This is a genomic window from Bradyrhizobium barranii subsp. apii (assembly GCF_011516635.5).
Classification (GTDB): domain Bacteria; phylum Pseudomonadota; class Alphaproteobacteria; order Rhizobiales; family Xanthobacteraceae; genus Bradyrhizobium; species Bradyrhizobium barranii.
Map to the genome: position 1 here is coordinate 9300196 of NZ_CP096255.1, position 14028 is coordinate 9314223.

The 14028-nt window shown below is 59.1% G+C and carries 10 protein-coding genes and 2 pseudogenes; 4 read left to right on the forward strand and 8 right to left on the reverse strand.

Features of this window, described 5'->3' with window-relative positions:
* Positions 1–6: 6 nt before the first annotated feature.
* A pseudogene (istA, locus tag HAP41_RS44390) lies at positions 7–1479 on the reverse strand (IS21 family transposase); the annotation flags it as partial.
* A gap of 98 nt (positions 1480–1577) precedes the next feature.
* On the opposite strand from istA, the gene HAP41_RS44395 reads away from it, so the two are divergent.
* Together HAP41_RS44395 and HAP41_RS44400 are read left to right on the forward strand one after the other, a co-directional pair.
* Entirely contained in the window at positions 1578–2852 is a 1275-nt protein-coding gene (locus tag HAP41_RS44395) for an IS256 family transposase (protein ID WP_166064748.1), read from the forward strand.
* A gap of 220 nt (positions 2853–3072) precedes the next feature.
* Positions 3073–3971 (forward strand): IS630 family transposase gene (locus tag HAP41_RS44400; protein WP_414643395.1). Its coding sequence is split into 2 segments (ribosomal slippage): positions 3073–3364 and positions 3364–3971, totalling 900 coding nucleotides; the frame shifts between segments, so codons are not numbered across the junction.
* A 12-nt stretch (positions 3972–3983) separates the two neighbouring features.
* Here HAP41_RS44400 and tnpB (HAP41_RS50850) read toward each other — a convergent pair.
* The 3 genes and pseudogenes from tnpB (HAP41_RS50850) to tnpB (HAP41_RS44410) form a co-directional block, all read right to left on the reverse strand.
* A complete protein-coding gene (gene tnpB, locus HAP41_RS50850; protein WP_166072851.1) occupies positions 3984–4115 on the reverse strand; it encodes an IS66 family insertion sequence element accessory protein TnpB in 132 nt (43 codons plus the stop codon).
* A 33-nt stretch (positions 4116–4148) separates the two neighbouring features.
* A pseudogene (gene ltrA, locus HAP41_RS44405) lies at positions 4149–5375 on the reverse strand (group II intron reverse transcriptase/maturase).
* A gap of 561 nt (positions 5376–5936) precedes the next feature.
* Positions 5937–6107 carry an IS66 family insertion sequence element accessory protein TnpB gene (gene tnpB, locus HAP41_RS44410; protein ID WP_206706260.1) on the reverse strand — a complete coding sequence of 57 codons (171 nt, stop codon included), beginning with the start codon at positions 6105–6107 and terminating at the stop codon, positions 5937–5939.
* A 352-nt stretch (positions 6108–6459) separates the two neighbouring features.
* On the opposite strand from tnpB (HAP41_RS44410), the gene HAP41_RS44415 reads away from it, so the two are divergent.
* Positions 6460–6738: a hypothetical protein gene (locus HAP41_RS44415; RefSeq protein ID WP_166072791.1), complete on the forward strand. Its 279-nt coding sequence runs from the start codon at positions 6460–6462 to the stop codon at positions 6736–6738.
* 22 nt (positions 6739–6760) lie between these two features.
* On the opposite strand, the gene HAP41_RS44420 is transcribed toward HAP41_RS44415, so the two are convergent.
* Together HAP41_RS44420 and HAP41_RS44425 are read right to left on the reverse strand one after the other, a co-directional pair.
* Positions 6761–8197 (reverse strand): IS701 family transposase, encoded by a 1437-nt coding sequence (locus tag HAP41_RS44420; RefSeq protein ID WP_166105276.1) that lies wholly within the window; start codon positions 8195–8197, stop codon positions 6761–6763.
* 516 nt (positions 8198–8713) lie between these two features.
* Positions 8714–9385, reverse strand: coding sequence for a 2OG-Fe(II) oxygenase (locus HAP41_RS44425; RefSeq protein WP_166072787.1), 672 nt, complete (start codon positions 9383–9385; stop codon positions 8714–8716).
* A gap of 399 nt (positions 9386–9784) precedes the next feature.
* Between HAP41_RS44425 and HAP41_RS44430 the strand changes: the two genes are divergently transcribed.
* A complete protein-coding gene (locus HAP41_RS44430) occupies positions 9785–10045 on the forward strand; it encodes a hypothetical protein (RefSeq protein ID WP_166072785.1) in 261 nt (86 codons plus the stop codon).
* A 793-nt stretch (positions 10046–10838) separates the two neighbouring features.
* On the opposite strand, the gene HAP41_RS44435 is transcribed toward HAP41_RS44430, so the two are convergent.
* Both HAP41_RS44435 and nifA read right to left on the reverse strand, forming a co-directional pair.
* Positions 10839–11681, reverse strand: coding sequence for an electron transfer flavoprotein subunit beta/FixA family protein (locus HAP41_RS44435; protein WP_166072773.1), 843 nt, complete (start codon positions 11679–11681; stop codon positions 10839–10841).
* A 577-nt stretch (positions 11682–12258) separates the two neighbouring features.
* Positions 12259–14007, reverse strand: coding sequence for a nif-specific transcriptional activator NifA (gene nifA / locus HAP41_RS44440; protein WP_166072741.1), 1749 nt, complete (start codon positions 14005–14007; stop codon positions 12259–12261).
* Between the last annotated feature and the right edge of the window lie 21 nt (positions 14008–14028).

Sequence of the window (14028 nt, forward strand, 5' to 3'; positions counted from 1 at the left end):
TTGGCTTCAGTGAAAATAATCGCGGCCGCGGATGTTGCCGTGGCGCAGGGGTTGGTGTTCGGAGGGCTCGTCGAGAAAGGTACGATCCAGACCGTTCTGGAGGATGGAGCGGATCGAGGCGACGGATCGCGCCTTGATCAGAATGCCGCGCCGGCAGGCCGCTTCGACGCGCTCCGCGCTGTAGCTTTTGACCAGTGACAGAATGCCGAGGCAGGTGCGAAAGCCTTGCTCGGGATGCGGCCGGGCCGCGATCACGGCCTGGAAGAAGGCGGCGGTCGACGGACCGATCCGCTCGCCGGCGACGATCACTCCGGCGGGCGTCCATTGACCGTAGCGCCGATGGGCGCTGGGCATATGGTCGGCGATGGTGGTGTGGCCCCGCCGGTTGGGCGCGCGGGCGTGGCTGGCGATCCTGCGGCCGTTGTGGAAGATCTCGACCGTTCTGTCATCGATGCGTGCGTCGACAAGCTCACGGATGAGCCGATACGGCGCGGAATACCAGTGTCCATCGATCTCGATATGATAGTCGGGGCCGATCCGGCATCGCTTCCAGCGTGCGAAAGCGTAAGCCTGGTCCGGCAGCTTTGTAAGCTTGGGCTTGTCGAGCTCGGCGAACAGTTCGGCGCGACTGGCGCCAAAGTCGCGCATCTGCCTTGCATTGAGTTCGACGACGAGTGTTTTGATGGCTGCGTTCAGCTCCGCCAACGAAAAGAAGCGTTGGTTGCGCAGCCGCGCCAGAATCCATCGCTGGGCGACTTGCACCGCAACTTCGACCTTTGCCTTATCTTTTGGGCGCCGCGGCCGGGCTGCGAGAATGGCCGTGCCGTAATGGCTCGCCATCTCGGCATAGGTTCGGTTGAGGCCGGGATCGTGGCGGTCGGGATTGGTGACGGCGGCCTTGAGATTGTCGCAGACTACGAATGTCGGCACGCCGCCGAGGAAGGCGAAAAGATTGATGTGGACCCGGATCCAGTCGGCGAGCCCCTCGCTTGGACAGGCCTCGGCATAGGTATAGTTGGAGGCGCCCATCGCCGCGACGAACAGCTTCATCGACTGCACTTCCCCGTTTGAGGGATCGATGACGTCGATGGTGTCGCCGGCGAAATCCACGAAAACCTTCTCGCCGCCCAGATGCGTCTGCCGCATCGAAGGCCGGGCTCGCCCCTTCCAGGCCTCGTACGTCGTGCAGAACCAGGTGTAGCCGAAGCCATCGGGATGGGTGGCGCGATACTCGTCCCACAGCAGCCGACGGGTCACGTTGCGTCGGCGCAGCTCCTTGTCGACATAGCCCCAGTCGGGAACGGCCCGCTGGGGGCTCTGCGACGCAGGCCTCGGCGCCGGGAAAAGCAGCAGCTCCAGGTCCTCGTCGCTCATTCCGGCCGGCAACGGCCACTTCAGCCCGGCAGCCCCGGCTCGGCGTAGATAGCTGTGCACGGCGCCGTTGCTGATGCCCAAGGTGCGCGCGATGGCTCGCTCCGGGGGATGTCCCGGGTTCTGTTGAATTTCTGAAGAGGTCGGCGTTGCCCACCTTGAGCCGGTAGGCTCGGGGTGCTGATTCCACAAAGGAGAGCAACGCCATGACGAGAGATATCACACCGGCTGGTTGGCCGGCGACCGGGGCTGTGGAGAAATCATTTGCGGAAGTGCGAGCGAGCTTCGATCGGTTCTGCCTTGCGGCAGGAATCGAGGCGCTCGGCACGATGATGGAGGCGGATGTGACAGCGGCCTGCGGGCCGCGCCACGGTCGTGATGCGGCGCGGCGGGCGCACCGTTGGGGCCGAACGCGGGGGCGGATCGGTTTCCACGGCGGCAAGATCGAGGTCGATCGCCCGCGGGTCCGGGGCATGGACGGCCGCGAGGTCACGATCCCGAGCTGGGAAACGGCGGCGCAGGAGGACTGGCTCGGTCGCTGGGCGATGAACCTGATGCTGATCAATGTGTCGACGCGCCGGTTCGGCCGCGCCGTCCGGCTGCCCGAGGGTGACGTGCCGGCACCGCCCGGATCGGGGATTTCGAAGTCGGCGGCCTCGCGGAGGTTCGTGGCTCTGTCGGCGGCGCGGCTGGCCGACTTCATGGCTGCCGATCTGTCCGCGCTCGACCTTCTGGTGGTCCAAATCGACGGGCTGCATCTCGACGACGATCTCGTGCTGGTGGCCGCGATCGGGGTTGACGGCGAAGGCAACAAGCATCCGCTGGCGCTGGTGGAAGGGGCGACCGAGAATGCAGCAACGGTTCAGGCCCTGCTGGACAACCTGGTCTCGCGCGGGCTCGACCCGACGGTGCCAAGACTGTTCATCGCCGACGGCGCGAAGGCGTTGTCGAAGGCGATCCGCCGCACCTTCGGTTCGGCCGCTGCGATCCAGCGCTGCCAGATCCACAAGGCGCGCAACATCATGGAACGCCTGCCGAAAGAGCATCATGCGGCCACCCGCCGGGTGCTGCGCCAGGCCTGGGAGCTCGATGACGCCGACAAGGCTGAAAAATTGATCCGCAATCTCGCGCGTCGACTCGACCAGCAATGGCCCGGCGTTGCGGCCAGTATCCTCGAAGGCCTCGACGAAATCCTGACTGTCGTCCGGTTGAAGTTGCCGAAGGAGCTTCGCCGATCGCTCGCCTGTACCAATATCGCCGAGAACATGATGGGCACCATTCGCCGCGTCACGCGCAACGTTAAACGCTGGCGGGATGCCGGTATGGCCTTGCGATGGGTCGCGGCCGGTATGATCGAGGCCAACAAGGGCTTCCGACGATTGAAGGCGCATAAGCAATTGTCGGTTCTGCGTGCGGCCCTTCAAGCTCACCACGATCGCATGACAATCAAGTCCGTTGCCCACGTCACGAGGGCTGCGTAATATTCATTCCGGCAACGTCGACCCGACGTAGTTCAACAGCGATCGGGACATCCCCTCGCTCCGGCAAGCCTTGAACATGTTTTAAGCGGAGAACCTCTTTGATCCGGCGCATCGACAATCTCTGGGTGGGCATCGGCCTTCCTCGTTCACTGACGAGGCAGTTCCTAAGCCGGTTGAGTTGTCGGCCGAAGCGGGCTGAGTTGCTGAAAAGCTGCTCACGATCCCGCGAAATCCGTGCTCACGATCGTCTGAAATCTCTGCTCACGATCCCCTGAAATCCGTGCTCACGATCCCGCGAAACATGCAGAAAGTTGGCGACATCGTTCCTAAACGCCAGGGCGGTGACCGCAAATCGCAGCGCATCGAAGCGCATTCGCAATTGATTCTGGAGGCGGTGACAGCGAGGCCGGATATCACGCTTGCCGAGTTGCGAGAACTGTTGAAACGTCGTGGAATATCGACTGGCATCGCGTCGCTCTGGCGTTTTTTCCAGCGCAGAAAGATCACACTTAAAAAAAGACAGCGCACGCCGCCGAGCAACGGCGCGGCGATATAAATGCCGCACGTGAGGAGTGGTTCGAAGGGCAAATCGACCTTGACCCTGAGCGTCTCGTCTTCATCGACGAAACCAGCGCCAACACCAAAATGGCGCGGCGTTACGGGCGCTCGCCACGCGGCGAGCGATGTCGTGCAGCTATCCCACACGGACATTGGAAGACGACGACGTTCACCGCTGGATTGCGCTCCGACGGTCTGATCGCGCCGCTTGTTCTGGACGGTCCAATGGATGGCGACGCTTTCCTGGCCTACGTCGAGCAATTGCTCGCCCCATCGCTGCGGCCGGGCGATACCGTTATCATGGACAACTTGCCCGCTCACAAGGTCCATGGCGTTCGAGAGGCCATCCAGGCGGTCGGAGCTAGCCTGCTCTATCTTCCGCCCTACAGTCCAGACTTCAACCCGATTGAAATGGCCTTCTCCAAACTGAAAGCGCTGTTGCGGACCGCCGCAGCCCGCACCATGCCCGATCTCTGGCAAGCAATCGCCAACGCTCTCAAACGCTTCTCACCCGAGGAATGTCAAAATTATCTCGTCGCGGCTGGTTACGACGCAACGTGATCGGAAAACGCTCTAGCTCATCTGCGCTGGCGAGATCGTCACAGCTTCACCCGCAACGGATGGCCATATACACCTTCCTCTCTCCAGTCTCTTGGTAAACAGGCATGCCCCCTGGCCATGGTGAGTCGGCCCCGGGAGTTGCACCCGGAGCCGCTCTCCGAACCGTACGTGACGCTCTCACGTCATACGGCTCTCAACAAGTAACGAAGCAGAACTCAACATCGCCCAATGAGCGAACAGCTTCGGCCTGCGGCAGCGGATCAATCTGAGCCATGTGGAGGCTCTGACTGTTCCATTCTTCAGCCCTTTGTATTTGCGTCGCGCCCAGCGGTTAAGAGATTCATCGACGTATCGATACAGGTTGTGCATTTCTGACCGCCCATATCTGCCGTAGTACTGCATCCATCCACGAAGGACGGGATTCAGTTCCAAGGCAATTGCGTCGACTTCCGTCTGCGAGCGAAGCCTGAGCCGGAGCTGCCGGATCGTCATACGCATAGACTTCATCGCCGCCCTGCTGACCGCTGGCGAGAACGTACAGAAGTTTTCTTTCTTCTGATGGTTTCTTGCCCTGCGCGGTCGAAAGGTAAATCCCAGAAAATCAAATGACTGACTGGCATGGCTACCCGGGCGATTGCTGTCTTTGCAGTAGACGATCTTGGTCTTGTCGGGATGCATTTCGAGTTCGCATTCCTTAAACCTTGCTTGCAGCGCCGCCTTGATGGCTTCCGCTTCAGCCTTGGTTCGGCAATGAACGAGCCCGTCGTCCGCGTATCGACACCACGGCGACTGCGGGAAGTTCCGCGCCATCCATGTATCGAACGCATAATGCAAGAACTAATTGGCAAGGACGGGACTGATCACGCCGCCATGGGGTGTGCCCCGGTCGCGAGCGGTGATCGCTCCGTCTCTGTCTTGCATCGGCGCTGTTAGCCAGCGTTCGATGTAGAGCAGAGCCCATTCGTCTTGCACATGCTTCCTGACGGCCTTCATAAGCAACTTGTGGCTGATATTGTCGAACAGGCCTTTGATGTCGAACTCCAGCACCCAGTTCATCTTCCAGCACCGTTGCCGGGTGACGCCGACGGCGTCCAGCGCGGATTTTCCGGGCCGGTAGCCGTAGGAATCGGGAAGGAAGATTTCCTCGAGTGCTTGTTCAATCTGCAGCTTGACGACCGTCTGCGCCACGCGATCTGCTACTGTCGGCACACCTAGAATGCGTTGTCCGCCGTTCTTCTTGGGAATGAGGACAGCCCGAACGGCAGGTGGAAAGTAGCTGCCAGAAGACATTCGATTCCAGACCTTGTAAAGGTTGCCCTTCAAGTCCTTCTCAAACGCTTCGAGCGACACGTTATCCACGCCGGCCGCGCCCGCATTGGCTTTGACCAGTTTGTAGGCCTTCATCACTGTCTGCTTGTCGATATCGTACTGCTTGCGTCCGGTTACACTCACATGTCCTCCTGCTCATCACAGTTGCATATGGGCGCAACCCACTTGTTTCGGCCCCTTCGCTCCAGTTCCACTACAGCACCTTCATCACTACTACGAGCCGATCCGCCCCAGTGTTGTGCTTCGGTACTCTCGTCTCGCGGTGTGCGCCGCTTGAACTTCTCCCTTGGCATCACAACGACTGGTTCCTGCAGTTCTCTACAAGAGCCTGTATCCAGATCGCGTCCCCTAAACGCCGGTCGCCATCCGCGCAGTAATCCAGGCGTCTCACGGATTGATCTCAGGGATGGCACGCGCCCCTGATTTTGGCGACGTCTAAATAATTTTCGACGCGTCATCGGAAGATTCGCTTTCGCTCGCCTTCTGGATACTTACCTGCCCCGTAAACCCGGGACTTTTGCAACACTTGCTCATGACCGCGCCTTTTAAGCGAAGCCACAGTGTCGTGGTTTTGCATCTGCGCCTGAAACGCCGATGCAGGAGGGCCATCCTCCATCTCTCATAAAGCTGTACGCATTAAATTCGGTTATTCACCTCCTTCATGCTCTGCAGCACACCGTGCCAGATCACCTTCACAAGATCGCTGCGGCGCCCCCGGAAGACGAACAAATGACCGCTGAGCGGATCCTTGCGCAGCACCTCTTGCACCTGGAGTGCCAACGACGGAAAGCCCCGGCGCATATCCATGTGGCCTGTCGCGGGCCACACTCGTGCGCCTGTCGGAACCGGGATCATCGGTGGGCCAAAGCATCGAGAACGCGACGTAGCGCGTCTCCATCAACGTCGCCATCGACCCGGATGCGATGCCCGCTATCAAGATCGATCTCGATGATGCCATCGCTCTTGCGTCGTCGTCAACGGCACTTCGGCCAGCTCCCGCGGTGACGCAGGCGGCCCAATCTCGACTGGAACAAACGGAGCCATGCTCGCTTCGCCGTGCTTGCAGAGCTCCTTCCGTCCTCGAAATCGTCATAGCGCTTCTCCTAGGATTACCCTAGGACCTGCAGCGATCCCGTTCGTCAAACAAAGGCGGCCTTCAATGGAGGATACCTTCCTCGACCTCGTCGAACAGGCGCATCTCACCTTCACGGGCAAGTCCGACGGTGAAATTGCCTTCGGTGCGCTGAAGGGCTTCCTCGATGTCCGCTACGGCGCGCGAGACGGTTCGGCCTGTGCGGAGTTCTCATGGGAAGGGCACGACGAGAATGACCCCGCCTGCGGTCGCAGATGGGCTATGATCGGCACTGCGGGCAGGCCCGTCGGTCACTTCTACATACACAATGGCGACGATTTAGCCTTCGTTTGCGAACGCGGCTGAGTTCTTCAACAGCCTGCTAGTCTTACTGCGTCACAAACGGTGGTCTGTGAAATGGGCGAACTTGATTGCACAACAAGGACATCTCGACAACGTTCGGACCAGCCCTTGTTCGAGTCGCCGTCGCATCGTCGTGATCGAATTTGGAATGTGACGTTGGGTCCGTAGCGGCAGAACCGCGGGGTCTGTAATCCGCGGAAACGCGAGCGAGCGGGATCGGCCGGGCGCGCCGAGCGCCTGAGGGGGGAAACGCCTCCCGCTCGGAGATCAGGAATCCGAAGGCTGCAATGCACATCGTTGCGTGATGATGAAAGCCGCGCCAGCCGCGTCCCTCGAAGTGGCCAAGCCCGACCTCCTGCTTGAGTTCCTGATAGTCGCGTTCGATGCGCCAGCGCAATTTAGCCGTCTCTACGAGAGTCCGGAATGCCACATCCTCCGGCAATGTCGAGAGCCAGTATTTGGTAGGCTGGTCCTCGCCTTTCGGCCATTCGATCAGCAACCATTCCTCCAACCGCTGGGTGGTTTGCCAATAATCACGGTGCGCGGCACGGACCCGCACGCGGGCAAAGCGCGAGCTCAGCTTTTCGTTCGTTCCTTGCCGCCACGTGATGGTGCGCCAAGCTTTGGCCGGCAGGCCGATCGCGAGCGCTTTAACGGCGGCCGGCCGACGCTGACGGTTGCGGCGCATCAGTTTCGGGGGACGGCCGCGGCCCGACCATGGCTTCGGCGGCAAGGGACCGGTGCCGGGCGCCCATACCGTTGTGCTCGACAGAAGACCCGCCACATAGGTCAATCCCAGCGCCGTGATCTCCGTGCGCAGATCGCTGTTGTTGCCATAGCCCGCGTCCATCAGCACGACACCACGCGGAAGGCCGGTCGCACAGGCCCACCGCAACTGCTCCAGCGCGATCTCCGGCTTGGTCCGGAAGCCGACTTCGGCAGGAATGCCCACCTTGCGCCGCCGATCGCAATCCTCAGTCCATTCCTTCGGAAGATAAAGGCGGTAGGCAACAGGCAGGCTGGCGTGGTGATTGGCAATCGATAATGACACCGCCACCTGGCAATTATCCTGCTTGCCGAGCTGCCCGCAATATTGCCGTGCAACTCCAACCGAATGTCGCCCCTGCTTGGGAAATCCGGTGTCATCGATGATCCAAGCTTCGATCGGGCCCTGGCGTTCGATCGCCGGCAGGACCATCTCTCGTACCTTGCCCAGCACCTTCTCATCCGACCAGGCGCCGCTGCCGACGAAATGCAGCAGCGATTGATGTTGGGCGGCCGTCCGTTCCGGAGCCGTCATCGCCGCCATTGGCTCCACGCTCTTACGACCGCCACAGGCCATGAGGCCGACGCAATAGTCGCGCAGCGGTGCCTTCCGATCAGCATGACCGATGACGCTGGCAAGCCCTTCCAAATACGTCGCAAATCGCATCTCACTGGTCTTGGTGCCACGCCCGCTCATGTAGCCTCCTCGGCTGATGGTCCATGCTTCAACCATCGCTGATTCCGGCCGGATAAAGCCTGCGGTTTTGTGACTCAGTCGTACTAGCTAGGTCTTCAGGACGCCCCACGAGGTGATACAGCTCTTTAAGACGCGCGGCTTCTGGTGGGAGATTGGTTGTGAAGACCATATTCGCGGATCCAAGCGGAGAATGTCATCGGCGCTATCGGCTGTCCAGCCTACCGCACGGGGCGCCGCTGTGAGCGAGGACCGTTCCATTGAGCTCGTCCCGAACCACGATTGCCTTGAGCCTGATTTAGGCCGACCGGCGATTGGACGATTCTCAGTCCACGCGTATCGACTCGCGAACGGCGCCAACGTCATGGTTTCCGGCTCCATCTGGCCACTGCCACTGTAGCGCACAGCAATGACGAGCTCACGGACATCTGCCCGAAGAGATGCTCTGCCGATCTCGTCCGGCAAGCTGCCCGTTACTTAATGCATCCACAGATCCCTCCAGCTACCTCTTGTCATCGGCTAACTAGTAGAGCTCTCGATGATCCGGCGGTTCGCGCCGCTGCGTTTTGAACAGAAATAAACCAGTGAACGACGCTCCCCAGCGTGCACAGGCTTCACCTCATGCCGGTTCCTGCATGTAGTAACAAGTACGCTTCCAAATGGTGGTCGAAACACGTATTGTTCGTACGCACTAGGATATATCACAAACTCACCCCCCTCAAATTCTCTAGTGAGTTGAACAATCACGGCGTACTCGAAATCAGGGTCGCTCTCAGCATCCAAATGGATGCCAACAAAGGATCCGGTCGGCATACGATGTATTTGGCAGCGGCGAATCACATAATCAGACCATCCACCTAAGATCTTTTTCAACGTGAGGCGACGGTGTTTCCTTTCGAGTAACTCGATGATTTGAGCTGGAGCTGTACCATGCGCATTGCTAGGAGGGCGGCCGGGCAGATCTACCCTGACGCGTTTCACAAAGACACTGTGTGAATCGCCGGCATCCCCTTCCCGCACCTCCTCTTCGGGAATCTCGGTCTGCAGCTGATCGACCCTTGCCAAGTCATCATCGGTGAACAAGGTCTGGGGGGCGATCAAGACCGTCCCCTTAACCAACAGCTCTATGCGGTATTTTGTGAGAGCCTCTTCTGCAAGCAGACGGGATTTATCATTTACTGCGCGTGCCATTCGCGTTTACTCCAAGTTCGGACTTAAGGATCCTTCGCTATCGCCTTGCATCGAGTGGATGGCCTGCTCCCAACGCTCGCCATCAAAATCCTTTATTCATACGCTTTCGATCGTTCGTTTATCCAAACATACAATATTTACGCTGAATCCTGAAGGACTGGATCGAGGCCTGTAGAATGGCTTTACGCCGCAGATCCGGCAAAACGTGTGCCGAGCGACGTTCTTATTAAACTGGTACGAAGTGAGAAATTCTTAGCCGCACTCAATGCCCACTTTGTCGCCAGGCACGAGCAAATTTAAAAATTTCGACATTTGGCAAATTGAGCAGTTGCATCGCACTGCGGAAAGCACTCGCGGCGCTCGAACGCAGAATTTCACAGAACCACAATGACAGCGGCCATGGTGGCGGATCTCGGCACCATCGCCTTCGAGGGAAAACCCTGCGAGCAGATCCCGGCACCACTCCAAGCTGTGCCGATAGGCTCGATCAAACTCATCGAAAAAACGGCTACTGCTGTCAGCCGGGACAATTTCGCCAATGAGGCGGCTTGTCATCTCCTCGTGATATTTTTCCGCTGGATCCTCGCCGCCGACATGGACCCGAAAGTACTCAAGATCGTCTGCCTCCACATCAAAGGTCTCGACCACAGTGGCCGATAGCAGGGGGTCATCTCCGCAGCATGCAGTTCGAATGCGACCATGTAGGCGCAACGCACCACGGGGTCTTTCGATGACAGCCCGGCATACAGAGAATGCAGATATCGCTTTGTTGTGGAGCTATAGTTTGGTTTTACTGCCCCACCGAGTAGTCGCGATTCATCTTTTCTAAATAGGTTCGAGTGGAACTGTTCGGTGGCCAGAATATCGGGTAACGCCGCGTTGCCGGCCCGGAGAACTCGGCTATGACCACCCGTCTCATCCCAACAGATGAAATTTGCGACCACGCTGGTCAGTTCAACATGCCTCGGAAGGTCGCGATTGGTATGCATCGCGGCGAATACAAGGTCCTTTTGGGACCCTGCCCGCAGATATGGGAATGCCTGTGACATCGCCAAGTATTCAGGAATCAGGCTGACAATCTGGTCCTTTGACATCGCCGCAGCGAACGGATGGGGGCCGAACACGCCCGCGCTTTCTGTGTCAAATACTCATGGACCGAGATCTGAGGAGGCTGATCCAGTGCAAATTCAGATGCGCGAGAAGACGTCATTTGATCTCTAGCTATTAAGGTGACGCAACTGATCAACGATTTCGTTGGGAAGGCGGTCTATGATGGCGTTGACCATGCATGTGAAACTCCCCTGGGCCGGCACCTTCACGGCAACAGACTGCGGCATGACGAGCTCGGTCCTATTGATGATCGCATCGATGGAAACATGTCCATTTGATGATGGCGGCGACGATGCGCCCGGCAGACTCGACGCGTCACTCGAAGGCAGTAACGCAGTTGAGATCAAGCATTGCGGGCTAACGCCGCGAGTTCGGCTTCTAGCTTCGGTTGATGCTTGAAGATGGCGTCGATCAGCGCTTGCGCTGGTTGCTCGGCCGCTTCAACCAGTGCCGCCTTCTCAACGCGGGCGGACGGAGCGAACACCCGCTTGACGACAGTCGGCGAGCCCCTAAGACCGCATTTTGAGACGTCCTCGACGCCGACATCCTGGGCGCTCCATTTCACGATCGGGGCGCGCGCAGCGCGCAAGGCATCCGCCATGGCGCCACGACGAATCTGGTTGGTCGCCTCCAGCATGGTGATCAGGCACGGCAGCCTGGTGTGCAGAACCTGGACCCCACCTTCGGAGCGCCGCTCTGCCTCAATTGTGCGTGCGGCGAGATCAAGCGACCTGACCTTGGCGACGTAGGTTAGCTGAAGCACGCCTAGCCGCTTTGCGATGCCGGGCCCGACCTGCGCAGTATCGCCGTCGATGGTTTGCTTGCCGGTAAAGATAAGATCTGGCCGGCCATATTCCTTGTCGATCTGTCGAATGGCTGTTGCCAGTGCGTACGTTGTGGCCAGGGTATCGGAGCCCGCAAAGCAACGATCGGTTAGCAGTACCGCGCGATCGGCGCCAAAGGTCAGCGCTTTTCGGAGCGAGTCTTCCGCCGACGGCGGCCCCATTGTGAGCACGGTTATTTTGCCGCCGAACCGATCGCGCAGCTCCAGTGCGGCCTCGAGCGCGAAAAGGTCATATGGGTTGATGATCGTCGGCACGCCCTGGCGCATGATCGTATTGGTGACCGGGTGCACGCGGATCTGTGCAGAATCGGGAACTTGTTTAATGCAGACGACATTGTGCACAGTTCAGCTCCATAAATTGCCAAGCTGCGAAGAAGAACAGCAAGTGTTGTACCAGCGCGCATGATTTCGGAATCAGCTCAACAATCCAAAAGCTTAGGCGAGCCAGGCGATATCGCCCGACGCTCCCGACGAAGCAATGTCGACACTCGTCGCGAATGCGACAGGGCTGTTCGAGCGACGTGATCGGCAATTGAGCCGGCCCGGGAGAGTTCCTCCTCAACGAGGTGGGTTTTGCTCCAGACGATCAAGATACGGATCCAGTTCGTCCGAGCCGGCGTTGGCTTGATATCTCGGTTGAACTATGGATCAACCAAGCCGCTCGCCACGACGACCGAACGTATCGACGCTCGGTGGTGTTCTGCACGTCGAGCGCAAGCCGACCTCTATCCCGGTCGAGCGAGCTCATGCTCACAGCTCTCGAGTCCGGTCCGGGTCTCTATCCATGATGAAAACCTGCCGTGGATAGGACCGTCCTCAGAGGAGGGGTAGACCAGCCCCCCCCGAAACCATCGACGATTAACCTGCCACGGCTATTTGCCTCAATGTGATGATCGCAGCTCCCGCTCCTGTGTCCTTCTCAAAATCGCTTGATCTCGATTCCGTATTTCCTCAACGCGTAGCCGATCTGGCGCGGAGTAAGTCCGAGCAAGCGCGCTGCCTTTGCTTGAACCCAACCGGATTTTTCCATGGCGGCAATGACTCGTTGGCGATCGGCAATCTTCGCGCCGCTCACGAGGACTGTGCCGGGAGGTCCCAGTGAGGCCAACTCGCTGCCAACAGGCGGCAGCGGCGCGTCCGCCTTAGTCACGGGTGTGACAGGACTCGCCGGCATTGGCATGGTTGGTGCAGGCTGGACTGTCATCTCATCCGATGTACTTTTCCAGAGCATCGCGGAAAGGCACTGGCCATGGCAACATGCAAAGTCATTTCTCATGATCGAGGGCCCGGCGGCCAGGGTCGCTGTTCGCTGGATGCAATTTTCGAGTTCGCGGACATTTCCTGGAAATCCGCAGTTCATCAGCACATCGATCGCACTCGCCTCAAAGCTCAGCGTACGGCGGTTCTCGCTGTTGAAATTTTTCAGAAACTCGCTGGCTAGCAACGGAATATCACTTCGCCTTTCGCGCAGCGCTGGCAGCATCAAGGGAACTACGCTGATGCGATAATACAGGTCTGCGCGGAACTCGCTCCTCGCCACAGCCTCTTCAAGATTCCTATTGGTCGCAGCTATGACACGAACATCCACCTTGATGGTCTGGTTACTGCCGACGCGCTCGAACTCCTGCTCTTGCAGAACGCGCAGCAACTTCGCCTGGAACGGGGCCGAAATTTCACCGATCTCGTCAAGAAACAGCGTGCCCTTGTCGGCAAGCTCGAAGCGCCCTTTGCGCGCGCTGAACGCGCCGGTAAAGGCACCCTTCTCGTGACCGAACAATTCGGACTCCAGAACTGTCTCAGGGAGCGCCGCGCAATTCAGCTTGATGAAGGGCCGCTTGGCACGCAACGACAACTCGTGAATGGCCTTGGCTACGAGTTCCTTCCCAGTACCGGATTCACCGCGAAGCAAAACGGTGCTGTTCGATTTAGCGACGACCGCGATCTTCTCGAGCAGCCCGCGCAGCGCCGGGCTGTCGCCGATGATCCCGTGGATCGGCACCTTCTTGCGCTCCCTTGCGGGCTGCTCTGACAGTTGCTTATGCAGCCGGTCTTTCTCCACCATCAGTCGTTCGCGGTCACAGGCGAACAGGCGATGCAGCTTAACTGTCTGCCCGACCAGGTTGGCGATCATGCCGAGCAGCCGCGCGTCGTAGTCAAGTTGTTGGCTCGACCTGTCGTCCCGAATACGATCAACCGTCAGCGTACCCACGACTTTCGGATCAATACGAATTGGAACCCCGATGAATGACACCAGCATACTGTCTGTGGCGCCGAGCACCTGCAGGTCCGCAGCGCTGAACGCCGGCTCGACTGCCACATTCTCGGCGATCAGGGGTGTGTCCGTCGCGACGATCTGATCGATCGCCTTCCGCGGCAAGTGCATCCGGTAGCGCTCGTCACTACCCTCGCTCCAGCCGGCCCCCACGGCGATGTCCGGCATCCCTTCATCGTCGAAGAGTGAAACGATGCCGTGTCGCATCTGCACAAACGATTGCAGAAGATCGACCACTTTGGCCAACGTCACTTCGAGCCGGCAAGGTGCAGTGAGCGCCCTTGATATTTCGAAGATGCCTGTCAGGGCGCTCTCGCACAGCGGTTCGACCGAGACCTCGCGCTCCGTCTCTGACTGTGAGTTAGGTCTTTCGCGTGCGGATGCGATATGCAGCATAACGAGGTCTCCGTTGTTCTG